The sequence below is a fragment of the Synergistaceae bacterium genome (assembly GCA_012728235.1).
Classification (GTDB): Bacteria; Synergistota; Synergistia; order Synergistales; family Synergistaceae; genus JAAYFL01.
Map to the genome: position 1 here is coordinate 1 of JAAYFL010000016.1, position 24,555 is coordinate 24,555.

Genomic DNA, 24,555 nt, shown 5'->3' on the forward strand with positions numbered 1-24,555 from the left:
GAAGTATATAGAGATGACAGAGAGCTCCTTGAGAGGGACTCTGTTTTTATTTTCTGAAACAAACGCTGCTACTGAATTTTGGAAAAAGCTTTCCCCCGGATTGAAAGCGAGCGGAGTTCTTTGGCCCTCCAACACAAAAAAACAGTGGGAACTTTGGAAAGAAGCCAGAGAAGGGAAGATTGACTTTGTAGTTGGTTCTCAATCTGCTTCATTTGTTCCCTTAAAAGGTCTTTCCAGAATAGTAGTTGAAGATGAGATAAGCGGTGGATGGCGTTCTCAGAAAGCTCCAGTTTTTCATTATAGAAGCGTCTTGGCGGCAAGGGCTAATTTTGCTAAAGCAGAATTAATTTTGGGAGGACGTATGCCCTCTTCAAAAGTATTTTTACAGCTGCCAAAAGAAGAAATCAATAAAAAAAATATTGATAATCGTCTTATATTTGTAAATCTTCATGACTCTTCAAGTTTTCCTGTTGATGCCGTAAAAGATTCCTTGCCTATCAGCAAACCGCTTATTAGAGAGACTTTAACTTGTCGTGAAAATGGCAGATGGGCCTTTTGGATATTGGATCGAAAGGGATATGCAGGAGAGTTATATTGCAGTGATTGCGGTAAATCTTTGCGTTGTGCAAACTGTGGAGGAGTAATGAGATGGGAGGAAAGACGTAAAAGGCTTTCCTGTCTCAGCTGTAAAAATAGAACCCCAATTCCGGAGAATTGTCCTTCATGTGGAGGTCCTTTTTTAGAGGGAATACGCCCTGGCTTAGAGGCTCTTTCAGAACGAGCTTTACTAATTTTTAAATATAAATATAAAGAAGTTGTGACTTTGCAGAATGACGGGGGGAAGCTCCCTTCTTTAAAGAATTTGATGAAAGAATATCCTAGAGGAGCACTGGTTATTGGTACGAGAAGAATTTTGTCTCTTGCTGATGAGCTTCCCACGGGAATGATAGGATGGATAGATTCAGATGCAGAGGCACGAGTTGCTGAATATGATGCGAAAGCGAGAGCGTTTACTTTAATATATGAATCGTTTTGGCGTGGGCTAAACCCGGAACAGCGCAAGGTCGTGGTTCAAAGCCGTAGACCCGGTAAGGGATGGCAAACAGGATTGTCCAGAGGATGGAGCTACTTTTGGGAAACGGAGTTAAAAGAGAGAAAAGAATGGCATTTGCCTCCATATACGCCGATGTTGAAAATAATTTTACCCAAGGAAAGAGGCAAGACTTTTATTGAAAAACTAGAAAAAGAAAATATAGAGTATTGGAATTCAGAAGAATCTGTTGATGAGATGTGGGTAAGAACGAAAAAGTTTAAAGTTATTGAGAATTTATTGTTTCCATATTTTGAAATCAAGAATAGCCGTGTAGGTTATCCTGATATAGCACTATATTTAGATTAGAGATAATTAAAGTTGCAGGAGGAGTTTTTATGAAAGCAATAGTAACAGTTTTGGGTAAAGACAGAGTTGGGATAATGGCTAAAGTATGTGGATATTTGGCCGAAAAGAATGTAAACATATTAGACGTTTCTCAGACTATTATCAAAGAATATTTCGACATGATAATGATAGTAGACGTAAGCGGACTAAACTGTTCTTTTGCTGAATTTACTACAGATTTGGACCTGTTGGGAAAAGAAATAGGGTTGATGATAAGGGCTCAAAAAGAAGAAATTTTTAAGAGTATGTATAGAGTGTAGAGGAATTAACTATGATTAGTATGTCAGAAGCACGAAAAACAAATGAAATGATATTGGAAGAGAAACTTGATGTTCGCACTATCACTATGGGAATAAATATAATGGATTGTGCGGACTCAAATTTAAAAACCTTCTGTAATAAAGTCTATGATAAAATAACGAGCCTTGCTCAAAATCTGGTAAAAACTGGAGATGAAATAGCTTTAGATTTCGGTATACCCATTGTTAATAAAAGAATTTCAGTAACTCCCATTTCAATCGCAGCTTCAGCGTGTGACTGTGATAGCTATGTTGAAATAGCTAGAACTTTGGATAGGGCGGCGATGGAAGTCGGCATTAATTTTATAGGAGGATTTTCAGCACTTGTTCAAAAGGGAATAACAAAGTCGGATCGCACTTTGATAAATTCTGTTTCTGAAGCTCTTTCTACAACGGAGCGCGTATGTTCTTCAATTAATTTAGGTTCTTCAAGATCAGGAATAGATATGAACGCAGTAAAGCTAATGGGAAGTGTTATAAAGGAAACGGCTTATCTCACTAGAGATCGTGATTCACTCGGCTGCACGAAATTCGTTGTTTTTTGCAATGCTGTTGAGGACAACCCCTTTATGGCTGGAGCTTTTCATGGCCCTGGAGAGGGAGATTGTGCCATTAATGTAGGAATAAGTGGCCCCGGCGTGGTTAGGAAAGCATTGGAGGAAAAACAAGGCGCAGACTTTGAAACATTATGTGAAACGGTCAAACGAACCGCATTTAAGATTACTCGAGCCGGTCAGCTTGTCGCAAAAGAAGCCTCCAAGAGATTGGGTGTTCCGTTTGGAATTATAGATCTTTCTCTTGCACCTACCCCAGTGTTAGGTGACAGTGTGGCAATGATTCTTCAAGCTATGGGCCTAGAATATGTGGGTGCACCCGGAACAACAGCGGCTCTTGCTATTCTCAACGACAATGTTAAAAAGGGCGGAGTTATGGCATCCTCTTTTGTTGGTGGATTAAGCGGTGCTTTTATCCCGGTTAGTGAGGATTATGGCATGATAAAGGCAGTAGAAGCAAATGCGCTTACTTTGGAAAAATTAGAGGCCATGACTTGTGTTTGTTCCGTGGGACTGGATATGATAGCTATTCCGGGTGATACGTCAGAAAGCACTATATCTGGTATCATTGCAGATGAAATGGCAATTGGAATGATAAATAATAAAACGACAGCAGTTCGAATAATACCTGTTCATGGAAAGAAGGCAGGGGAAAAAGTTGTTTTTGGAGGGCTTTTGGGGTATGCACCCATAATGGAAGTTAATAATTATGACTGCAGTGCATTTATTAATCGTGGTGGAAGGATCCCGCCTCCAATACACAGTTTTAAAAACTAATTTTATCGGGTATTTATAACAGAGAGAGTTGAGAAAAAATGGCAATAGTCGCGATAGTAGGCAGACCAAATGTTGGAAAATCTTCAATATTTAATAGAATAATTGGAAAAAGAAGTGCGATTGTTGATGATCAGCCGGGAGTCACGCGCGACAGATTGTACGGTGAGGCTGAATGGGGCGGGAAGAGCTTCTACATTGTTGATACAGGTGGAATAATGCCTAGTGAGGCACACCCATTTATGGATCTTATAGCTCAACAGGTGGATTTGGCCATTGATGAAAGTGTTGTCATTATTTTTGTAGTTGATGGCCGCGACGGAATTACTCCTATGGATAAACAAATTGCCTTAAAATTACGCAAAAGTGGCAAACCTGTTATTCTTGCAATGAATAAGCTTGATAACCAAAAGCAAGAAGAGGATATGCTCTATGAAGCTTATGAGTTGGGTTTCGATACAGTAATAGCAACTAGTGCAGAGCACAACAAGGGATTTGATGAAATACAAGATGTTCTCGTAACTCTTTTACCTGAAGAAGCAGAAATAGAAGAGAGTTCGGATGAAATAAGAGTGACGCTGGTAGGACGTCCCAATGTGGGAAAATCTAGTCTTTTCAATGCTATTGCCGGTGAAAAACGTTCCATGGTAAGCGATATAGCTGGAACTACACGCGATGTTGTAGATACTCTAGTCGAAGTGGATGGGACTAAATTTCGTTTTCTTGACACAGCTGGTCTCAGAAGGAAAAGTAAGGTAAAGAGTGATATTGAATACTACTCAAACGTACGAACTTACCAGGCAATAGATAGGTGTCAAGTGGCCCTTGTTCTACTTGATGCACAAGAGCCTGTGACAGATCAAGATAAGCGTCTTATTGGACAAGTGCTTGAAAGAGGCAAGGGTTTAATTTTAGTAATGAATAAATGGGACCTTGCTCCCAAAGAGAGCAAAATAGGCGATAAGATGAGAGACCTTCTCATTGATGAGCTTCCTTTTGCAAAGTATGCTCCACAGATTTTTATTTCTGCAATTTCAGGTCGCAGCCTTCATAAGCTACCTGAAATGATATTATCCGTTGAGAATAACAGAAAGCGTAGAATTTCCACTTCAGAGCTGAATAGACTAGTAAGAGAAGTGTTAATTTTTGAACGTATGCCTGGAGATGGAAAAGGCCGAAGTCTAAAAATTTATTATTGTACTCAGGCAGATGGAGCACCTCCTGCATTTATATTTTTTGTAAATGATATAACATTGTCCACAAGGCCTTTTAGAAGGCACTTAGAGAATATCATTAGAAAAATGGGGGATTTTTCCGGAGTTCCGATAAAAATCTTTATGAGAAACAGAGAATAAGGGGAAAAACGATGAATTTTGAGCCTATTTATCTAAAAAGGCTTGACGTAAGCGGGAAATAGAGCTAATAATAGTCTAACTGCGATAGCAGTCAACTTGTCGGGAGGTGTCGTGAAGTGACAAAAACAGATCTAGTAAATGCAGTAGCAAAAGCAGTAGAAGGATTAACAAAAAAGAAAGCGGCAGAAGTAGTAGAAGCACTCTTCAGCGGAATCCATGAATCACTTGAAAAAGGTGAAAAAGTACAGATAGTCGGATTTGGTACATTTGAAGTTCAGAAGAGAGCTGCACGTCAGGGTCGCAACCCTCAGGATCCCAAGAAAGTTATCCAGATTCCTGCAAAGAAAGTACCTGTCTTCCGTGCAGGTAAAGCACTAAAAGAAGCTGTAAACAACTAAACAAATCTTTTAATTTATTTTTTAAAAGTAAAAATCCCGACAAAGTTGTTGGGATTTTTACTTTTAAAGACTTGACCAAAAGTCGGTTGGGCGGTATCATACTCACTGCTTACGGGATGTAGCGCAGCCTGGCTAGCGTACCTGCATGGGGTGCAGGTGGTCGGAGGTTCGAATCCTCTCATCCCGACCAGAAAATCAAAAGATTCGTGCGAATTAAGCACGAATCTTTTTTACTTTTAGTATAATAAACTTGTCATGGCGTTACTTCGTTCTGTCGTGCAAAATAAAATTAAAGGAATAAATGTATGTCAAAACTACCACATTTCATACACAACACCAATATCGGACAAAATTTTTTGAGGGATCATTCCGTCATTGATTTTATTATTGAAAGAGCTGCTTTAACCGAAAAGGATCAGGTGTTGGAAATAGGCCCGGGGGAGGGCATTCTTACTGAAGCGCTTCTATCTTCGGAATGTTCGTCTGTATGCACCTTAGAGTTGGATACTAGGCTTAAACATGTAATAGAGATGTTGGGCATACAAAATAAAAAACTGACTCCTCTATGGGGAGATGCAGTTCAATTTGATTATGAGAACAGCTTGCCTTGGTATCCCAATAAAATTATTGCAAATCTTCCATATCATATTACAACGCCTCTACTATGGGTTTTTTTGGAAAAACTGGTAAAACATAAACTAGAATATTTACTTTTAATGGTTCAATTAGAATCTGCTCAGCGCATAACGGCTCCCGAAAGAAACAGAGAACGCTCGCCTCTTGGGATAATGGTGGAAGCGATGGGTACTTCTAAAATTCTCCGAAAGGTTCCACCTAGTGCATTTCGACCGCAGCCTAAGGTAAATTCATGTATTATAGAAATTAAGTTAGACAAAAACCTAGAACTTCCTTCAAATAAATCATGGAGAGCTCTGCTAAGTCGTTCTTTTGCCCAAAGAAGGAAGACGATTGTAAACAATTGGATTGCCGGATATGAGGATTTAACAAAAGAAACAGCTCAAAACATACTTGAAAAGCACAATCTAAGAACAACGACTAGGGCAGAGGAGCTTACGTTAGATAACTGGCTAGAGCTACTCAAAGAACCTGCGTTTCTTATAAACGAATAATAAATAGAAAAGGACGCATCTTTAATGTTTTGGAATTTAAGTAAGATAATAGTAAGAGAGAATAATTCTTTGCCGTTAGATTGGAAGTCACTTTCATCCAGTGGACGTATTTTTGTGGAAATTGGTTTTGGTAATGGTGAGTTCCTGGGATATTTGGCGAAGGCATATCCCGATGTTTTAGTAGTGGGAATCGAAGTATCACAATTATGTGCATTAAAGGGAGCCAGATTAGCACTTTTCAATGCTCTGGAAAATGTACGGGTAATTCATGGAGATGCACGTTTTTTGTTGAGCCGATATTTTGCACCGGAGACGGTTGAGAGGGTTTATATGAATTTCCCTTGTCCATGGCCTAAGGCTCGTCACGCCTCTCGAAGAGTTACTGTGCCGATTTTCGCTGACATGCTCAATTATCTCCTTCTCCCCGGTGGTTTTTTTCAGCTTGCGACAGATGTAGACTGGTATGCAGAGGAAACGTCTGATACTTTTTCTAAGTGTGGAGCCTTTGATGTCGATCCTATTATTAAAAATCCGGATAGACCCTATGTAACAAAATATGAAAGAAAATGGAAAGCTATGGGAAAAAATACTTGGCTTCTTACACTACATAAAAATGGCAAAGTATTGCCAAATAGCGACGGAGTTGATAATTGGGAGATGGAAATCGAAGCAGAGAGCAATAAAACATTAATGGCAGTATTAAAGGAATTTGACGGAGCCGAAGGGAAAGTGAATGAAGGCAAAGGACATTGGGTTTTTCGAGATTCTTTTATTTCTGAGAGCAAAATAGGTCTGTTATCCGTAATAACAGCAGATGAGGGTTTTGAACAGCACTTCTATTTTAAGGTTATCCCTAGCAGAAAGGGTTTTACTATAAAAATTGATTCGACAGGGCACCCGTACAGGACGCCTGCAATGAGGGCAGCCCTACATTACGCACTTGATTTGGTGTCTGCCCAATAAATCTTTGAAAAAGTTACTATAAGCTCCATGAGAAGAGTTGTTTAACTTCTCGTAAATACTGTTTTATATATATTCTATATTGTTTTGTGTACAATAATGGCTTCGACTATTATACTCATTCTAGAGTAGTAGTGGGGTGATTCATTATGAAGGAAATGCGTCCCACAACCGGACGGGTTTTGTTGGCACTTTTTAATATTTTGGGACCTTTAAAAGAGAAGAGTTTTTTAGACCTTTTTTCAGGTAGTGGTCAGATAGCTATGGAAGCGAGTAAACGTGGTGCAACACTTGTTTACTCGGTAGAATCGGACAAGAAGCGTTATGCAGAATTAGTAAGAAGAGTACCAAAGGATGTAAAATGTTTGTGCATGGACGTTCGCCGTGCCGTTCCAAGATTCTCAAAAAGAATGGAAAAATTTGATATTATATTTGCAGACCCGCCATACGGACTGGACTGGGGATTGGAATTACCATCGATTATAGGTAATAATGGTTCGATTTTGTCTGATGAAGGTATATTCATATATGAACATTCAGATAAAGAAAAGATATGCGAATTGGATTTAAATAACTGGAGTAGAGACGATCGCGTCTACGGAGGAACAATTCTTTCTTTCTACAAAAGGAGAAATTAATAATGATAAGAGCTGTTTATCCTGGATCATTCGATCCTATAACAAATGGACACATATATATAGCCGAAAGAGCTGCGTCGCTTTTTGATGAGCTTCTTATAGCTGTGTTAGTTAACCCGGATAAACATTCTACTTTTACTGAGGAAGAAAGGCAGATAATGTCTAGAGAGGCCTTAGTGCATCTTCCGAACGTCAAAGTTAAGTATTTTAATGGGCTTCTGGTGGATTTTATGAGGCAGGAACAAAGTCGAATCATTATTAGAGGGCTTAGAGCTCTTTCAGATTTTGAATATGAATTTCAGCTTGCTCAGATGAATAGGCAGCTCGCTCCTGAGATTGAGACATTTTTTATAGCAACAGACGCAAAATACTCTTACGTTTCAAGCAGAGGAGTAAAGGATGCTTTTTATTTCGGAGGTGCGGTAAGAGATATGGTGCCGCCCGGTGTTTATAGACGCTTGCGTGAGCGTATTAAGCCTAAAAAACTTAAGTAAACTGAGGTATTAGGCAGTTACTGAACTGAGATGGCGTTCTCAGTAAAAATGTATGTATTAAGTATTTTTATTCACTCTTTAAAATAATTCTTCGTTTATGCTCTTCCCCAAACTTCTCACTTGGAATAAGTTGTGACCATAATTCACACGCAAGAAGCTCGTAATTTATCATTTTCTGAGCATAGGGCGAGACTCTTGAAGCCTCACCATATTTTGTGACAACTGGCAACAGAGATGTTTCTTTCATTTTTTTTAATAGCTCTTTTCCTTTATCATTGGTAGCCAATACTCTGATGTATGCGGGGCCTATGCGCTGAAATGCTCTGTTTTCCCAATGATTAAGGCCGATAAGAGCATGTATTGCATGACGGCGTATTCTTCCCAATGTGTAACGTTTGCTGGAACATTTTTCAGCCCATTCGTTAAATGAAGTGCTTGTCAGAGCCTCTTTCTTTAATCTATATTCAATGCCCTCTCCTACTTCTGCGATTTTCGAAATTTCTTCGGCAGATGAGCGTATCAAAAGCATCCGGAGAAGATTCCACAACTTTTTGTACTCTATACAGGCGTCGCCATCGGCTATTGCAGAACGTAAAATTTCTTTTGATTCCGTAGGCAAAAAACTCATAGCCTCATCGCTGCGTCCCTCTGCAATTGCTTTCCGTATTGCAGAAGAGCTGGAATATTCTCCCAGGACGTTGCAATGATGTCCTCCGCCCAACCTTTTTATGGGGATAGGTTGCATCTTCCATTTTTTTTGGCGAAGTCTTAACATATATGAGAGAGCAAGGCTGTTGTTCGGTTTTTTTAGCTTTTCAGAGCTTCCAGCTATCATTGTTTCAAGTGCTGTAGCCCTGGCTTCTACATAAGACAACCCTTTTCCCAAAGAAAGTTTTAGCAACGACTTGAAATCTGCAGGTTCTTCGTTTAAAATGCTCAAGATTATGTCGGTGTTCCAATCGGGATCTTCAAGTCCAAAGGAAAGGTGTGTTACTATACCTGAGGAGCCGAGGATGTCAGTTGCAGCACTCGCGAATACACCTGCGTTGTGTGCAGAGAAAACTACAGGGAGCTCAAGAACCAAGTCGGCACCTGTATTAATTGTTATTTGTGCGCGATTCCATTTGTCCAGAATTGAGGGTTCGCCTCGTTGTACAAAATTTGAAGATAAGACCACAACCACAGCTTCGGCTTTAGAGGACTCTTTAGCTTTTTGTATCTGATATAAGTGGCCGTTGTGAAGCGGGTTATACTCGGCAATTATTCCTACTATAGGAATTTTCATATAAAATCACCACCATTATCGGTAAGGATACCATAATAGGCGGAGTTATTCATTCTTAAGGAGGCAACAATTAAATGAAAAATCTTGTTATCAACTGCGGCAGTTCCTCTGTCAAATATCAACTGTTTGACATGACAACAGAAAAAGTCCTAACACAAGGGCTTGTAGAGAGAGTCGGTATTCCTGGCTCAGGTATTAAGCACACAAAAACAGGTATGGAAACCTTGGCTAGAGTGGTAGATTTCCCTACACACAAAGAGGCGGTTCAGTATGTTCTAAACTTGTTGGTGGACCCTGTTTATGGAGCCATAAAAACATTTGATGAAATCACTGCTGTTGGGCACCGTATCGTCCATGGAGGAGAGACACTTATAAAACCTACCCTAGTAACGGAGAAAGTTATTAATGAATTGGAGAAAATTATCCCACTTGCTCCGTTGCATAACCCCGGTCATCTTCAGGGAATACATGCAATTATGGAAATTCTTTCCGATGTGCCAAACGTAATAGTTATGGATACCGCATTTCATCAGACTATGCCTCCAAAAGCTTTTATTTATGGAATAGATTATAAATATTACGAAGAAAACCAGATTCGCAAATATGGATTTCACGGTACAAGTCACGACTACGTATCAAGCAGAGCAGCAGAAATCCTTGGCAAACCACTGAAAGATCTTAAAGTCATTACTTGTCATTTAGGAAATGGAAGCTCAATTTCAGCGATAAAAGACGGCAAATGTATTGACACCAGCATGGGATTAAGCCCGATAGAAGGAGTAGTCATGGGAACACGCAGCGGGGACGTATGTCCGGGAGTGCTTTTATTCCTTATGAGACAGCTTAGAGACGTGGATCTTGTGAGTAATGCAATACAGAATAAGGGCGGGTTATTGGGTATTTCCGGAGTGTCCAGCGATCTTCGTGATGTTGAATTGGCAGCAGAAAAAGGAAATAAAAGAGCTGCACTGGCACAGGACAAACTCATATATGGCGTCCAGAAATATATAGGAGCATATACCGCTGCAATGGACGGCGTTGACGTTATAGTTTTCACTGCGGGTATTGGAGAAAACGGTGTTGCTTTCCGAGAAAAAGTATGTTCAAAATTAGGATTTTTGGGAGTTAAAATAGATACAGAGAAAAATAACTGTCGTGGAAAAGAAGTTATATTCAGCACACCAGATTCCAAGGTCACTGTGATGGTTATTCCCACCGACGAGGAACTTACAATTGCACGAGAAACACAAAAGTGCGTGGAGGCAAATAAATAAGAGTAAATGGTTGTTAAGTTGCTTAAGTCACCACCTAGCAGCTGGAAGTATTTTCTACTGCCGACTTCTATACCTAAAGATGGTACTCCATTAAAGGATAGTTTTTCTCTCAGAGTGGAGCAGCCTATCAGTTACTGGTCTCAAATATACGATTTTTCTGATGAGATAAAAGTTGATATAGAAGTTGTAAGAACGTATGGTCGCCTAATTACAACAATCTTTGTCTTTGGAGAGACTAAAATGCCTTGCTCTAGATGTCTTGAATTAACAAAGGTTCAGATTAATGCGAATTTGAAATATATATTTTCTTTAAAACCAAGTAGAGAAGATAATGAGGAAGACGATCTTGATCGTGATATGCAGGAAGATCTTATTATCTTGGAAACATGGGATGAAAAAATAGATTTAATACCATTAATCTGGGAGACTTTGCTTTCAGGCTTACCTGCGGTGGAGTTATGCTCAAAAGAATGTAAGGGGCTTTGTCCTAACTGTGGTGAAAATTTAAATAAAGCGACTTGTAACTGCAAAAAAGAAGAGGGTGACCCAAGATTTGATATTCTTCGCCCTTTTATAGAAAAAGAAAAATAAAAAACTGGAAAAATAATAAATTAATGGTAGAATAATTAAGCAATTTCTTGCTTAAAGGTTTAAGGGGGGAACAAATATGGCAACTCCAAAAAGAAGGGTATCTCACTCCCGTACAAATAAACGTAAGGCGCAGTGGCTCGGAGCTCTTGAGGAACCAACGTTGACCACTTGTACACACTGCGGAGAAACAGTACAGACATATCGTGCTTGCTCTGCTTGCGGCTATTACAAAGGTAAACAAGTAGTAAAAATTTCCGAAAAAAATGATACAGAAAACGAATAATTTTAACATATAAAAACTCAGTAAAGAGAGCCTAGGGATTGCAATCCCCTAGGCTCTCTTTGCTATAGCTGCATATAATTTTCACCGGTTCCTTTTTAAATTATAAAATATGATTTTATGTATTGACAAAATATAGCGAATGAGATATCTTATCAGTTATTAAGACCAGCTACTAAGAGTGAAGCAAGGAGAAGAGTAATATGCGTTCAGAAATTAAAAGACAACGTCATAAACAACTAATAGACTTAGTTAATTCTTCTCCTCTTTTGACAGATAAAGAGATAGCAGCGATGCTTGGAGTAAGTTTAGGTACAGTACGCTTGGATAGAGGAACTCTTTCAATTCCTGAGGTCAGAGAGCGTACCCGTCTTATGGCTGAACAGGCAACAAGTCGCTTGAAATCAATGAGAACGGAAGAAGTTATAGGCGACCTTGTTGGATTGGAGCCAAATAAGGGAGCACTTTCCGTTCTTTTTGCTACGAGAGATACAGCTTTTCGTCATACAGACTTCGTAGGAGATTACTTTATTTATGCTCAGGCAGCATCCCTGGCCATTGCAACAATAGATGAAGAGCTAGTTGTGGTAGGCTCTGCCAGGTTAAAATATAACCGACCGGCATATATAGGGGAAAAAATCCTAGCCCGTTCAAAAGTTGGTGTCCATAAGGGGAATAAATATGTTGTAAGTGTGCGTTCTACAGTTGACAATAGAGAGATATTTGTAGGACGTTTTGTTGTTGTTTCAAAAGAATCTTCTAATAATATGGGGGCAAAAAAATGATAATAGCTCTTGATGCAATGGGCGGAGATTATGCGCCGGAGGAACCGTGCCATGCCGCGATTTATGCTTGTACTAAAAAACCAAAATTAAACATTGCTTTAGTTGGAGATAGAAATAAAATAGAACCTTTTTTAGAAAAAGTGGATTCGGAAGTTAGGTCAAGATTAAAAATAGTTCACGCAGAAGAAGTTATTGACGGTGCCGACTCTCCATCTCTTTCTATAAGGAGAAAAAAGAACTCAAGTTTAGTTGTAGCATTCGAAATGGTCAGAGCAGGTGAAGCATCAGGAATTGTTTCAGCTGGAAATACAGGGGCTATTGCAGCAGGAGGAGTTCTTTTGCTGGGAAGAATACCTGGTATTGATCGTCCCGGTTTCGGTGCAGTTCTTCCTGTTCTAAACAGACCGACACTGCTAATGGATGTAGGTGCAACAGTTCGCTGTAAACCAATTAATTTGTTTCAATTTGCTCATATGGCTTCAATTTATATGAAACTTTTCAGAGGGGTAGAGAACCCTTCTATTCGGTTACTCTGTAATGGTGAAGAAATAACAAAAGGAGATGATGTTATTTCTGCAGCTCGGACACTCATAGAAAATAGCCCTTTGAATTTTCAGGGATATGCAGAGGGGAGTGATTTGCCAAACGGTATAGCGGATATCGTTATATGTGATGGGTTTAGCGGTAACATTTTAATCAAGTTTGGCGAAGGACTTGGAGAATTATTAAAGGGACAGCTTAAAGAAGAATACACGAATCATTTACTTCCTAAGATAGGAATGTTTTTTATGTTGCCCGCAATGAAAAGAGTTTTGGGACGCTTTGATTGGGAGAAAGCCGGAGGCTCTCCCCTTCTAGGAGTTAATGGTACCGTAATAAAAGTTCATGGTCGTTCTAAGCGTAAGCCCATAGCACATGCTCTACTTGGAGCAGCCAACTTTATAGCAAAAAACGGTGTGGAAAGAATTAGAGAAGAAATAGCAAAGGAAAACTTAAAATGACAATATTTCATGGAAGAAAAGCCAAAATATCCGGAACCGGAATTTATATACCAGAAAAGATAATGGAAAACAAGGATTTTGAGAAATTTCTTGATACGAGTGACAGTTGGATATATGAAAGAACCGGCATAAAAGTGCGTCATTTTGCAGCTGAGGATGAGCGTTGTAGCGATTTAGCCTACAACGCCGCAGTAGAAGCAATGAAAGATGCAAAGATATCACCCGACAAACTGGACATGATAATAGTTGCTTCCAACACGCCGGATTCAACTTTTCCTAGTATGTCATGTAAAGTACAGGGTAGGTTAGGAGCAGTAAATGCCGGAGCATTTGATCTTTTGGCAGGTTGTGTAGGAGGTATTGCAGGAATTCAAACGGCTGTGGCTGGGATATCATCAGGGCTTTGGAATAATGTGCTTGTTATAGGAACAGAGAAATTTAAAGATTATGTTGATTGGACAGACAGAAGAACATGCATATTATTTGGAGATGGTGCCGGAGCATGTGTTGTATCTCTTTCAGAGGAAGGAAGGGGACGTTTTATTTCTTCCAAAATAACAGCTGATGGAACAAGACATGATCTTCTGACAAATGAACCGGAAAAACCTGGAGACCCTCATCTCTTAAGAATGAAGGGACAAGATGTGTTTAAGTATGTTTCTATAAATTTGCCTAAATTTATAGAAACCTTGTGTGAGGATTCAAAAATCAAACCGCAAGATGTGGATTTTTGGATTTTGCATCAAGCCAATACCAGAATCCTCGATTCTGTATTTAAACGTATAGGGGTTTCTGTTGATAAAGCGTTGTATAATTTAGATAGGTATGGCAATACGTCCGCTGCATCCGTAATGATTGCCCTTGATGAATCAATGAAAAACGGACATATAAAACGAGGTGACAAGGTTTGCTTTGTCGCTTTTGGAGCCGGGATGACCTTAGGAGGTCTGATTTACGAAGCTTAGTTTTTATACATTCTTAATTTAGTTTTTGCTTTTATTTTTATTAAGAGATAGGTGATTTTGTTGTTTGAAAATAATAGAGTTTCGCAACTATTAAAAGTTAAAGTTCCTGTTTTACAGGGAGGAATGGCATGGGTAGCTGATGCGGATTTGGCAGCAGCGGTTAGTAATGCTGGCGGCTTAGGAATTATAGCTGCAGGGACAATGCCTGCGGAACTTTTAGAAGAAGAAATATTGAAAATTTTAAAACTGACTGACAAACCTTTTGGATTGAATATAATGCTCATGTCGCCAACTGTGAATGATGCGATTGAGATTGCTGCAAAATATAAGATACCTGTTGTTACAACAGGAGCGGGGCTTCCTGGTAAGGTAATTGAAAGGCTTAAGCCTCTGGGTACAGTAATAGCACCTGTAATTGCCTCGGTTGCACACGCAGAACGTGTAGTTAAACAAGGGGCTGACGCCGTTATAGCTGAAGGTAACGAAGCTGGAGGGCATATAGGTGAAATAAATACAATGGTTTTAATTCCACAAGTAGTAGATGCTGTGAAAGTTCCGGTTATAGCTGCCGGAGGGATAGCAGATGGGCGTGGATTGTTAGCTGCTTTTGTTTTGGGAGCAGAGGGTGTTCAAGTAGGAACGCGTTTTGTATGTGCTACGGAGAGTAATGTGCATGAAAATTATAAAATGAAAATCATAAAAGCAAACGACAGAGCAACTGTTGTTACGGGGCACACTCTGGGACATCCTGTAAGAGCTTTAAAAAACAAATTAATTAAATCTTTTGAAATAGCAGAGAAGAATGCTGCGTCAGCAGAGGAAATTGAAGCTTTGGGAGCTGGAAAGTTAAGAGTAGCAGTGCAAGAAGGCGATGTTGATCTAGGTTCTTTTATGGCCGGGCAGTCAGCCGGGCTTGTTAAAAAATGTGAGCCTGCTGCTTCTATAATAGAAGATATGATAAGTGGAGCCAGGGAACAGGCGAGAATAATCGAGGGGTTCATAAAGTGAGAAAGCATGCACTAATATTTCCGGGGCAAGGAGCTCAAAGACCAGGGATGGGGAAAGAGTTCTACGATAACTATAGCTCATCACGAGCAGTCTTTGAACAGGCAGATGATGCCTTAGGGTTTCCCATTTCAGACATTATTTTCAATGGTACTCCGGAGGAGTTGGCGAAGACAGCAATAACACAGCCAGCTATTTTGACCATGAGCCTTGCTGCTCTAAAAGCAATGGAAGAAGAAGCGGGAGAAGAGCTTTCTTCGGTTTGTATGGCCGGTCATAGTTTGGGAGAGTACACATCTCTCGTTGCGACTGGAATGATTTCTTTGGCAGATGGAGTGCGTCTTTTGCGTTTGCGGGGGACATTGATGCAAGAGGCTGTTCCTCTTGGTGTAGGATCTATGGCAGCTGTAATAGGAATGGATTCTCAGCAACTTGAGGAAATATGTTTGAAAGCTGCAGAAGGAGAAGTTTGTGAACAAGCAAATATAAATTCCTTAAATCAAATAGTTATATCAGGCCATAAAACAGCCATAAACAGAGCAGTAAAACTAATCGAAACCATTGGAAACATAAGAGTTGTTCCTCTTAGAGTAAGTGCTCCGTTTCATTGTGAATTAATGAAACCAGTAGCAGATAAACTAAAAAAAGCATTCTCAGAAATTAAATGGAATCAACCAAAATGTCCCATTATTGTCAATGCTTCGGCAGAAGCACTGTCAACTGTTGAGGAAATACAAGAAGCTTTATTTGCACAGACTTTTTCTCCTGTATTGTGGTATCAAAGCGTTTTAACAATGGAGACTTTTGAAATAGAAGGGTATATAGAGCTCGGGCCTGGAAGTGTACTTTCCGGTCTAGTGCGTAAAATAACCAATACCAAAAAACCATACCATGTTTCAGGAGTAGAAGAGTTACACTCTGCCGTATCTTTCTTAAAAGGAGAAAACAAATAAATGCTTGAAAAAAAAGTGGCACTTGTAACAGGTGCAGGGCGCGGAATTGGAAGAGCTATAGCAATAGAACTTGCTAAGGATGGATGTGCCGTCGCTGTAAATTACAATAAATCATCAGCCGCAGCTGAAAAAGTCGTAAAAGAAATAGAACTTTTAGGCGGAATGGCCATGTCGATCAAAGCAGATGTTTCCTGTTATGAGGAAGTAAAGGAAATGTTTAGGGCTATAGAAAACAAGCTGGGAGCGGTTGAGGTATTAGTTTGTAATGCAGGGATTACAAAGGATAATCTCCTAATCCGTATGAAAGTAGAGGAGTGGGAAGACGTAATTTCTGCGAATTTAACTTCAGTATTTTATTGCACTAAAGAAGCTGTTCGCCCTATGTTAAAAGCCAGGTCAGGTAGAATAATAGTTATCTCATCGGTAACAGGGCTAATCGGCAATCCTGGGCAATGTAATTATTCGGCGGCAAAAGCCGGGGTTACAGGATTCGTGAAAAGCCTTGCAAGAGAGATAGGTTCAAGAGGTGTTACTGTTAATGCCATAGCACCTGGGTATATTGCCACGGATATGACATCAGTAATTCCAGAAGATGCTAAAAATGCTATGTTGCAAAATGTGCCTTTGGGTCGCGAAGGCCGTCCTGAAGACATTGCTAAGGCTGTATCTTTTCTAGCTTCTGAAGAGGCGGCATATATTCATGGCCAGGTTCTCGCCGTTGATGGCGGAATGACTATGTAAGTTTTTATTTAGATTCTTCAGATCAATGAGATGTTTGTATAAAGAAATTTAAATCCAGATGTATATATTATAATTTTGGAAGGAGGTGAACTTTATGAATATGGAAGAAGTACAGGCAAAGCTTAAGGAAATAGTTATTGACCGACTAAACTCAGAGGAAGATCAGATTAAACCTGAGGCCTCCTTCGTTGAGGATCTTGGTGCAGACTCACTTGATATCGTTGAGTTAATTATGGGTATTGAAGAGGAATTTGATATTGAAATTCCTGATGAGGACGCAGAAAAACTTACAACAGTGGGCGAGGCAATGGACTACGTTAAGGTTAAACTTGGAGTTGAAGATTAATTAATATACCGTATTTGTGAGGGGGCCTAATCTCCCCCTCAGGTATTTGGAGGGAACCCAATGACAAGAGTAGTTATTACTGGTGTAGGAGCTGTTACGCCAATTGGACTTGGTAAAGAAGAATTTTGGAGAGCTCTTGAAGAGGGGAAAAACGGGGTAGACTACATAACTTTGTACGACACCTCTGAGCATTCAATAAAAATTGCAGCAGAGGTTAAAAACTTTGACCCCGAAAATTGGCTTGATAAAAAAGAAGCTAACCGTACGGATAGAGTTTTACATTTAGCCTCGGCTGCTGCAGATTTGGCAATTAAAGATTCAGGTCTCAATATAGATACGTTAGATAAAAATATGTTTGGTGTTTATGTAGGTAGTGGCGAGGGTGGAATTGGAACACTTGAAAAAAACTTTCAAAGTTTGAATGAAAAAGGTCCCAATCGTGTTAGTCCTTTTTTAGTGCCGATGATGATTACTAATATGTCCGCAGCTTACGTAGCAATAAGATGCGGAGCAAAAGGTCCCAATATGGCTGTCGTAACAGCTTGTGCTTCTTCTCTAAACAGCATAGGTGAGGCTTATAACTGCATAATGCGAGGTGATGCAACTGTTATGTTAGCAGGGGGGTCAGAAGCTGCGATAACACCTATTGCAACCGCTGGATTTGCATCATTGAAAGCTTTGTCAACCAGAAACGATGATCCCAAACATGCTTCGCGTCCTTTCGATTTGGGAAGAAATGGATTTGTAATAGGAGAAGGTTCGGGAATTTTAGTTTTAGAAGATCTTGAGCATGCTAAAAAAAGAGGGGCACATATTTACGCAGAAATCAAGGGTTATGGTATATCCTGTGATGCTTATCATATAACGGCTCCTGATCCTGAAGGAGATGGGGCATATAGAGCTATGGACATGGCCGTAAGAAAGGCCGGATGGCACGTAGAGGATATTGATTTAATTAATGCCCACGGGACATCAACACCGTTAAACGATAAAATGGAAACAAAGGCAATTAAGCATCTTATGAACAATAATACTGATAAACTAATGGTACATTCAACTAAATCCATGATGGGACACGCTCTCGGAGCAGCGGGTGCTATTGAAACAATTGCTTCTCTGTTGGCTATCGAAAAAGGGATAGTACATCCAACAATAAACCAGTTTGAATTTGACCCAGAGTGCGATTTAAATACTGTCCCGAATAAGGCTGTTAAAGCTGATGTTAAAAAAGTTTTAATCAACAATTTTGGTTTTGGGGGACACAATGCGGTTATAGCATTAGAGCGTTACGAAGATTAAAAATGAAAAAGCAAGAAGACAGAGAGGCATTGCTCCTCGAATTTCAAGAAAAAATAGGTTATTTTTATAATAATAAAAAGCTTTTAGAAGAAGCACTTACTCATTCTTCCTACGCGAACGAGTCTGGGCTTCTTTTTTATAATGAAAGATTGGAATTTTTAGGAGATTCAGTTTTAGAACTAATTGCATCTGAAATGCTATATAAAGAGTTTCAAGATTTGGATGAAGGCAAATTAACTCGTTTGCGCTCTCAGCTCGTTTGTCAAAATAGTTTAAAAAACTGGGCAGAAGAAGTGGGTTTAAATAAATTAATTAAATTAGGGAAAAGTCTGATTAAAGATGGGCCCAGTCAATCAGTTGAAGCTGATACAGCAGAAGCAATTTTAGGATCAGTTTTTTTAGACGGAGGCTATGCAAGTGCAAGCCGGATAATAATAGATTTTCTAAAAAAACAAAAAAATAATGCTTCTATATATGCAATAGATCCTAAGACGACTCTACAGCAAGCGACACAATCAAAAAATGGTAGTGTGCCATATTATAAGACTGTTGAGAGGAAGGGTCCTGATCATTCTCTTAAGTTTAGAGTTCAAGTAACATTAAATGAAAAGATACTAGCAGAAGCGTGGGGGAATACTATAAAAGAGGCTGAATTTAAGGCTGCAGAAGAGGCGTTAAAAAATATATAAAAAATTATGCAATCGGTTGCATAAAAAAGAAAAGTAGTTTATACTCTTTTAAATTGGGCTAAAGGGGGAAGAGAAATGTTTGAGAATTTAGTCATGTCTTCAAATGATTTTCTTCTTTCTGCCATTCATGATGTTTTCTATTTATCAGAACTGTCTTTTTAGACAGTTCTTTTTTTATGAAAAGGAGTGTGGCAGATGGTGAAGTTAAAAGAAAAGTCGCGTTTAATGAGTGCTGAGGATCTTAAGAGAGTAATAAGGAGAATAGCAAACGAAATTATTGAACGTAACAAGGGTACTGAGAAAATGATATTGGTAGGGATTCATAGACGAGGAGTATATTTGGCCAGACGAATTCAAAAAATTATAGAAGAGGTAGAAGGAGTAAAAATACCGTGTGGTGAGTTAGACATCACACTCTATAGAGATGACTTAACAACGCTCTTTGAACAACCCATGGTTCATAGCACCAGGATGCCGGAAGATATTTCAGGACAAAATATATATTTAATAGATGATGTTCTTTACACAGGACGCACGGTTCGTGCTGCTTTAGAAGCTCTTGTGGATCTAGGCAGATCCTCTCAGGTCCAATTAGTCGTAATTGTCGATAGAGGGCACAGAGAGCTGCCGATTCATGCAGATATATGTGGTAAAAAAGTGCCAACTTCAAAAAACGAAGTTATAGAGGTAAAAGTAACTGAGCTAGACGGGAAAGATGAGGTGGTCATTTGTGAACGTGATGCCTAGTGAAACAGGACAAATAGTATGGCGTCATAAAAATGTAATAGATTTAGCTGGTTGGAGTAGAGAGGAACTCTATTTTATTCTTGATCAAGCACGTCACATGGAAAATGTTATGGATAGACCGATAAAAAAAGTTCCCGTACTTCGCGGTAAAATGTGTGTAAACCTCTTCTTTGAGAATTCAACTCGAACTCGTGCTTCTTTTGAACTGGCAGAAAAAATGCTTTCAGCAGATGTCGTAAACTGGTCTTCAGCTGGTTCTAGCACAGCAAAAGGAGAAACAATGCGAGATACCGCATGGACATTAGAGGCAATGGGTGCTGATATTGTTGTACTGCGTCATAGATCTGTCGGAGCAGCTCAATATCTTGCCTCAAAATTGAAAAGGGCAATAGTATTAAATGCGGGAGATGGCACACACGCACACCCGACTCAAGCCCTACTTGATCTTTACACAGCGTGGAAACATTTGGGTAATCTAAGCGGCAAAAAAATTGCATTTGTAGGAGATGTTTTACACAGCAGAGTCGCACGTAGCGATATAATCGGATTTAATACAATTGGTTGTAAGGTAGTAGTTTCAGGTCCTCCCACAATGATGCCTAAAAATATTGAAGCTTTGGGGTGCGAGTATGAAAATGATCCTAAAAAAGCTGTGCAAGAAGCGGATATGGTTTATCTATTAAGAATTCAGAAAGAACGTCAACAAGATGGACTCTTCCCCTCAGTTGACGAATATCATAAATGGTGGGGTGCTGATAAAAATCTAATTGCATACGCTAAACCAGATGCTTTGGTTATGCATCCAGGCCCGTTAAATAGAGGAGTAGAAATAGCTTCTGATATATCGGATGGACATCAGAGCGTAATTTTAGAACAGGTACGTTCGGGGGTAGCTATCAGAATGGCTCTGCTTTATCTTTGTGGAGGGGGAAAATAATGGGTAAAATAGTCTTTAGAAACTTTAAAATTTTTGATGGAGAAGAATTTATCAAGGAAGATTCTTTGGTTGTTGAAAATGATGTGATCATAGAGATTGGAGAGAAGAAGAAAAGTACTGATATAGAAATCATAGAAGGAAATGGTCGCATCCTATCCCCAGGGTTTATTGATCTTCATGCACATTTTAGAGACCCCGGGTTGGAGTGGAATGAAGATATATATTCCGGTGCAAGAGCGGGTGCCGCTGGTGGTTTTACTACAATGGTTGCCATGCCTAATACCAAGCCGGCGATATCGGAACCTTCGTTGGTTGAATATGTTTTAACACACAGTAAAAAAGCAAATGCTTCAAGAATATTACCAGCAGGTTGCGTCAGTAAAAATAGAGAAGGCAAAGAAATGGCTGAACTGCTGAAGATGACTGAATCCGGAGCTGTTTTTTTTACGGATGATGGAGACCCTGTTTCCACTAGTGATTTACTCCGTCTGGCTCTTCTTTATACAGGGAAAAATCAGCCGCGCATAATGGAGCATCCAGAAGAAAAAAGCTTGTTTATCGGTGGCCAAGTTCATGAAGGGCGTGTAAGTGCCTTGAGTGGATTAAAAGGGATTCCTGAAGCGACAGAAGAGATAGACGTGGCTCGTGGAATATCTTTAACTCGTGAGACATCCGGAAGAATTCATTTCACTCATTTAAGTAGTGCAGGTTCTGTAGAATTGATACGTCAGGCAAAAAAAGAGGGGCTAGATGTTACATGTGATACAACTTTCCATCATTTAACACTTAATGAGAATGCTGTTATAAATAGCGGTTATGATTCTCGATATAAAGTGAACCCCCCATTACGCAGCTCAAGAGATCAGAAAGCATTGTGGGATGGTATTTTAGACAATACAATTGACGCTGTTGTAACTGACCACGCTCCGTGGCATATTGATATAAAGGATGAGCCTTTTCAAGATGCACCTTTTGGAATCGCATCTTTAGAATGTGCAATAGCAGTATTATTAGATTATACAAATAAGAATCATACGAACGTTCCATTAGAACTTATTTTGTCTAAAATTACCAGCTCACCCGCGAGCTTACTTCCGGAGAAATGGCAAGGATTGGGAGTTATAAAAGAGGGCTCATTAGCAGACTTGACTATCATAGATTTAGATAGAACACGCATTGTAGATTGCGACACTTGGCAGAGCAAGGCTCGTTGCTGTCCTTGGGAAGGAATTGCCCTGACAGGATGGCCGGTAATGACATTCGTAGAAGGGCGTAAGATTTGGGCTGATACAGAAGAATATTAAGAACTTTGATGTGGTTAATATTGGAGAACAGGTGCACTTGTTTTTATATTGTCAAAAAACATTTAACATTAAGTTATAATCATAAGTAGGGCGGTGTAATAATGCATAAAGATAATTGTGGTCTTATCCTTGCGTTGGATGTCTTGACACTTGAAGATGCCCGGTCTTTTCTTAAAAAATTAAAAACAGCTACTCCTTATATAAAGATAGGGCCAAGGCTTTACGCATTGGGCGGAATAAATTTCGCAAAAGAAATAATAGATATGGGATATAAACTTTTTTTAGATCTTAAGCTTCACGATATTCCAAACACAGTGGCTTCTGCAGTTGAGCCTCTTTCACAAATTGGTCTTTGGGCTCTTACAATACATACTTCAGGTGGATATGAGATGATGGCACGTTCCGTAGCAATGAGAGAAAAAATGGGAAGCAATATGAATTTATTTGGAATAACGGTACTTACCAGTCTTAGTGGAAAAGAGTGGAGTGATGTGCACCCTAAGACTGAAATACAAGAGGCTCTTATTTCTAGAGCAGAAACAGCAGAAAGAGCCGGACTTGATGGATTAGTATGTTCTCCTTTGGATTTACATCTTTTACAGGATAAAGCTAAGGGCCTTATGCGAGTGGTGCCTGGAATTCGTGCGGCTAAGGTGAGTACGGAAGATCAAGCGCGCATCGCTACAGCTGCTGAAGCTGCTACAGCAGGAGCGAACTATATCGTTGTAGGGAGACCTATTCTTGAGGCAAACGACCCTATTAACGCGACTAAAAATATAATAGAAATACTATCAAAGGTGAAGAGATAATGAATTGTTCTAAAGGTTTTAACGCAAGTGAAGTTTCAGAAAAAATTCAAGAGATGATGAAGGAAAGTGGTGCCCACATGGTGGGGCATTTTCACCTAACCTCAGGGTTGCACAGCGGACACTATATACAATGTGCTTTAATGCTTAGATTCCCCGAATATGCAGCTTATGCCGGAGAGAGGTTAGCAGAAAAAATAGTTTCACTGAAACCGGATTTCATTTTATCTCCGGCTTTAGGTGGTCTAATAATAGGGCATGAAGTCGCAAGGGCTCTTAACGTGCCGTTTTTATTTTCCGAAAGACAGGACGGAAAAATGCTTCTTCGCCGTTTTCCAGTACCAGAGAAAAAAAAGTTTGTATTAGTGGAAGACGTTGTCACAACTGGGAAGTCAACAAGAGAAACGGCTCAAATATTAACAGATCTTGGTGCGCAATGGGTTGGCTCAGCATCTATAATAGATAGACGTCCGTCCAATGTTGAAAAGGACTTAGACTTAACTTCCCTATGGAAACTCAGTTTCCCTGTGTATGATCCTCAAAAATGTCCTTTGTGTGCAGACAAAATACCTTTGTATAAGCCGGGGAGTCGTCCCGAGAAAAAATAATGTTATTGTACATACGCAATTTATTTCTTAAAGCACTGTTAGTTATCTTCTTCGCTGCTTTGTGTATTTCTAGTACCCCGTCGACAGCTAAAGCGATAGATTTTGCTGTGACAACTCCTTGGTTGTCTGAAATCGCAAGCTTTATTGTTGGAGATAAATCGCGAGTACGCTGTTTGTCTAATTGGAATATAAATGGAGAAGTTTTAATAATAGGAGCTCCGAAAGCTGATGAAGTTGTAATAGCCCTAAATTCCAAAGAGGCGTCTCATTTCAGACTAAACAAGAACAATGATCTATATGTACTTTATGAATCATTGATTATCCAGGACCACCAAGTTCGCTCGCTATTTTATGATCCTGCAGTCATACCCTTGATAGCTCAAAATGTCATGAAAATAATAGCGAATAAAGATAGCAAAAACTATGTCTATTATCAACGTAGACTTGCGGAACTGCAGGCGAGAATCGAAAGTGCCAATGATGTAGGGAAACATCTGCTAAAAAACAAAAAGATCATGGACCTGACTGCATCCCAAGGGGTTTGGGTTCGTTCTGTCGCAGAGGATACAATTAGACCGCCGGAAGAAGTTTGGGACAAGTGGTTGGCCGGAGACACAAAATCTTTAAAAGCAGCATTAGACGAAGCAAAAAGGCGGAATTGGACAGTTATGGTTGATTCATGGACTTCTACAGTTATAAAGTCTCTTGTGTTGGATTTTGATAACTCTGTTCTATTGCCTGCTCCAACAAAAGGGGAAAGTTATTTTACACATTTAAATAATATTTATCTTTCTATTTGGAATAAAACAAAGGGCATATCTGACCCTATAAAAAAATAAAAATAAGTATTTATATATAACATAGAACTTTTGAACTATTATTATGTATGTCTGTTAAAA

28 protein-coding genes and 1 tRNA gene are annotated in these 24,555 nt (G+C 39.4%); 28 read left to right on the forward strand and 1 reads right to left on the reverse strand.

Translation table 11 applies throughout. The features are described from left to right. The first annotated feature begins 13 nt into the window (after positions 1–13). From GXZ13_00755 to coaD, 10 genes are all read left to right on the forward strand, one after another. Positions 14–1,399 (forward strand): hypothetical protein, encoded by a 1,386-nt coding sequence (locus GXZ13_00755; GenBank protein ID NLX74375.1) that lies wholly within the window; start codon positions 14–16, stop codon positions 1,397–1,399. Between the two features lie 29 nt (positions 1,400–1,428). After that, positions 1,429–1,698: an ACT domain-containing protein gene (locus tag GXZ13_00760; GenBank protein NLX74376.1), complete on the forward strand. Its 270-nt coding sequence runs from the start codon at positions 1,429–1,431 to the stop codon at positions 1,696–1,698. Between the two features lie 11 nt (positions 1,699–1,709). Beyond that, the gene (locus tag GXZ13_00765; protein NLX74377.1) at positions 1,710–3,068 is read left to right on the forward strand and encodes a PFL family protein; all 1,359 of its coding nucleotides are present in this window, start codon (positions 1,710–1,712) and stop codon (positions 3,066–3,068) included. A 38-nt stretch (positions 3,069–3,106) separates the two neighbouring features. Continuing rightward, a complete protein-coding gene (locus GXZ13_00770; protein NLX74378.1) occupies positions 3,107–4,420 on the forward strand; it encodes a ribosome biogenesis GTPase Der in 1,314 nt (437 codons plus the stop codon). Positions 4,421–4,536: 116 nt separating this feature from the next. After that, the gene (locus tag GXZ13_00775; GenBank protein NLX74379.1) at positions 4,537–4,818 is read left to right on the forward strand and encodes an HU family DNA-binding protein; all 282 of its coding nucleotides are present in this window, start codon (positions 4,537–4,539) and stop codon (positions 4,816–4,818) included. Positions 4,819–4,930: 112 nt separating this feature from the next. Further along, a tRNA-Pro gene (locus GXZ13_00780) sits at positions 4,931–5,008 on the forward strand. Positions 5,009–5,123: 115 nt separating this feature from the next. Continuing rightward, positions 5,124–5,948, forward strand: coding sequence for a ribosomal RNA small subunit methyltransferase A (rsmA, locus tag GXZ13_00785; GenBank protein NLX74380.1), 825 nt, complete (start codon positions 5,124–5,126; stop codon positions 5,946–5,948). 24 nt (positions 5,949–5,972) lie between these two features. Beyond that, complete coding sequence (trmB, locus tag GXZ13_00790) at positions 5,973–6,911, forward strand: tRNA (guanosine(46)-N7)-methyltransferase TrmB (GenBank protein ID NLX74381.1); 939 nt, start codon at positions 5,973–5,975, stop codon at positions 6,909–6,911. A 146-nt stretch (positions 6,912–7,057) separates the two neighbouring features. Next, positions 7,058–7,546 (forward strand): hypothetical protein, encoded by a 489-nt coding sequence (locus tag GXZ13_00795; protein ID NLX74382.1) that lies wholly within the window; start codon positions 7,058–7,060, stop codon positions 7,544–7,546. 2 nt (positions 7,547–7,548) lie between these two features. Next, entirely contained in the window at positions 7,549–8,040 is a 492-nt protein-coding gene (gene coaD, locus GXZ13_00800; protein NLX74383.1) for a pantetheine-phosphate adenylyltransferase, read from the forward strand. 67 nt (positions 8,041–8,107) lie between these two features. Here the strand turns inward: coaD and GXZ13_00805 are convergent, their stop codons facing one another. Continuing rightward, entirely contained in the window at positions 8,108–9,325 is a 1,218-nt protein-coding gene (locus GXZ13_00805) for a nucleotidyltransferase family protein (protein NLX74384.1), read from the reverse strand. A gap of 74 nt (positions 9,326–9,399) precedes the next feature. Here GXZ13_00805 and GXZ13_00810 point away from each other — a divergent pair, with 74 nt between their 5' ends. From GXZ13_00810 to GXZ13_00895, 18 genes are all read left to right on the forward strand, one after another. Then, positions 9,400–10,599: an acetate kinase gene (locus tag GXZ13_00810; protein NLX74385.1), complete on the forward strand. Its 1,200-nt coding sequence runs from the start codon at positions 9,400–9,402 to the stop codon at positions 10,597–10,599. A 240-nt stretch (positions 10,600–10,839) separates the two neighbouring features. Further along, positions 10,840–11,190 carry a DUF177 domain-containing protein gene (locus tag GXZ13_00815; GenBank protein ID NLX74386.1) on the forward strand — a complete coding sequence of 117 codons (351 nt, stop codon included), beginning with the start codon at positions 10,840–10,842 and terminating at the stop codon, positions 11,188–11,190. 76 nt (positions 11,191–11,266) lie between these two features. After that, positions 11,267–11,473, forward strand: coding sequence for a 50S ribosomal protein L32 (rpmF, locus tag GXZ13_00820; GenBank protein NLX74387.1), 207 nt, complete (start codon positions 11,267–11,269; stop codon positions 11,471–11,473). A 200-nt stretch (positions 11,474–11,673) separates the two neighbouring features. Then, a complete protein-coding gene (gene fapR / locus GXZ13_00825; GenBank protein ID NLX74388.1) occupies positions 11,674–12,255 on the forward strand; it encodes a transcription factor FapR in 582 nt (193 codons plus the stop codon). Then, a complete protein-coding gene (gene plsX, locus GXZ13_00830; protein ID NLX74389.1) occupies positions 12,252–13,256 on the forward strand; it encodes a phosphate acyltransferase PlsX in 1,005 nt (334 codons plus the stop codon). The genes fapR and plsX overlap by 4 nt, the downstream gene beginning before the upstream one ends. Continuing rightward, positions 13,253–14,221, forward strand: coding sequence for a ketoacyl-ACP synthase III (locus GXZ13_00835; protein NLX74390.1), 969 nt, complete (start codon positions 13,253–13,255; stop codon positions 14,219–14,221). The genes plsX and GXZ13_00835 overlap by 4 nt, the downstream gene beginning before the upstream one ends. Before the next feature lie 60 nt (positions 14,222–14,281). Next, the gene (locus tag GXZ13_00840; protein ID NLX74391.1) at positions 14,282–15,229 is read left to right on the forward strand and encodes an enoyl-[acyl-carrier-protein] reductase FabK; all 948 of its coding nucleotides are present in this window, start codon (positions 14,282–14,284) and stop codon (positions 15,227–15,229) included. Beyond that, on the forward strand, positions 15,226–16,179 hold the full coding sequence (fabD, locus tag GXZ13_00845) for an ACP S-malonyltransferase (GenBank protein NLX74392.1): 954 nt from the start codon (positions 15,226–15,228) through the stop codon (positions 16,177–16,179). The genes GXZ13_00840 and fabD overlap by 4 nt, the downstream gene beginning before the upstream one ends. Then, entirely contained in the window at positions 16,180–16,920 is a 741-nt protein-coding gene (gene fabG / locus GXZ13_00850) for a 3-oxoacyl-[acyl-carrier-protein] reductase (GenBank protein NLX74393.1), read from the forward strand. 94 nt (positions 16,921–17,014) lie between these two features. After that, the gene (gene acpP / locus GXZ13_00855) at positions 17,015–17,266 is read left to right on the forward strand and encodes an acyl carrier protein (protein NLX74394.1); all 252 of its coding nucleotides are present in this window, start codon (positions 17,015–17,017) and stop codon (positions 17,264–17,266) included. A gap of 60 nt (positions 17,267–17,326) precedes the next feature. Further along, entirely contained in the window at positions 17,327–18,565 is a 1,239-nt protein-coding gene (fabF, locus tag GXZ13_00860) for a beta-ketoacyl-ACP synthase II (protein ID NLX74395.1), read from the forward strand. 2 nt (positions 18,566–18,567) lie between these two features. After that, complete coding sequence (rnc, locus tag GXZ13_00865; GenBank protein NLX74396.1) at positions 18,568–19,254, forward strand: ribonuclease III; 687 nt, start codon at positions 18,568–18,570, stop codon at positions 19,252–19,254. A gap of 195 nt (positions 19,255–19,449) precedes the next feature. Then, positions 19,450–20,001: a bifunctional pyr operon transcriptional regulator/uracil phosphoribosyltransferase PyrR gene (pyrR, locus tag GXZ13_00870; GenBank protein NLX74397.1), complete on the forward strand. Its 552-nt coding sequence runs from the start codon at positions 19,450–19,452 to the stop codon at positions 19,999–20,001. After that, on the forward strand, positions 19,994–20,938 hold the full coding sequence (locus GXZ13_00875; GenBank protein ID NLX74398.1) for an aspartate carbamoyltransferase catalytic subunit: 945 nt from the start codon (positions 19,994–19,996) through the stop codon (positions 20,936–20,938). The genes pyrR and GXZ13_00875 overlap by 8 nt, the downstream gene beginning before the upstream one ends. Then, entirely contained in the window at positions 20,938–22,242 is a 1,305-nt protein-coding gene (locus tag GXZ13_00880; protein ID NLX74399.1) for a dihydroorotase, read from the forward strand. The genes GXZ13_00875 and GXZ13_00880 overlap by 1 nt, the downstream gene beginning before the upstream one ends. 101 nt (positions 22,243–22,343) lie before the next feature. Continuing rightward, positions 22,344–23,051, forward strand: coding sequence for an orotidine-5'-phosphate decarboxylase (pyrF, locus tag GXZ13_00885; protein ID NLX74400.1), 708 nt, complete (start codon positions 22,344–22,346; stop codon positions 23,049–23,051). Beyond that, the gene (locus GXZ13_00890; protein ID NLX74401.1) at positions 23,051–23,656 is read left to right on the forward strand and encodes an orotate phosphoribosyltransferase; all 606 of its coding nucleotides are present in this window, start codon (positions 23,051–23,053) and stop codon (positions 23,654–23,656) included. The genes pyrF and GXZ13_00890 overlap by 1 nt, the downstream gene beginning before the upstream one ends. Beyond that, positions 23,656–24,495 carry a hypothetical protein gene (locus GXZ13_00895; protein NLX74402.1) on the forward strand — a complete coding sequence of 280 codons (840 nt, stop codon included), beginning with the start codon at positions 23,656–23,658 and terminating at the stop codon, positions 24,493–24,495. Before GXZ13_00890 ends, GXZ13_00895 begins: the two co-directional genes overlap by 1 nt. The last annotated feature ends 60 nt before the right edge of the window (positions 24,496–24,555 follow it).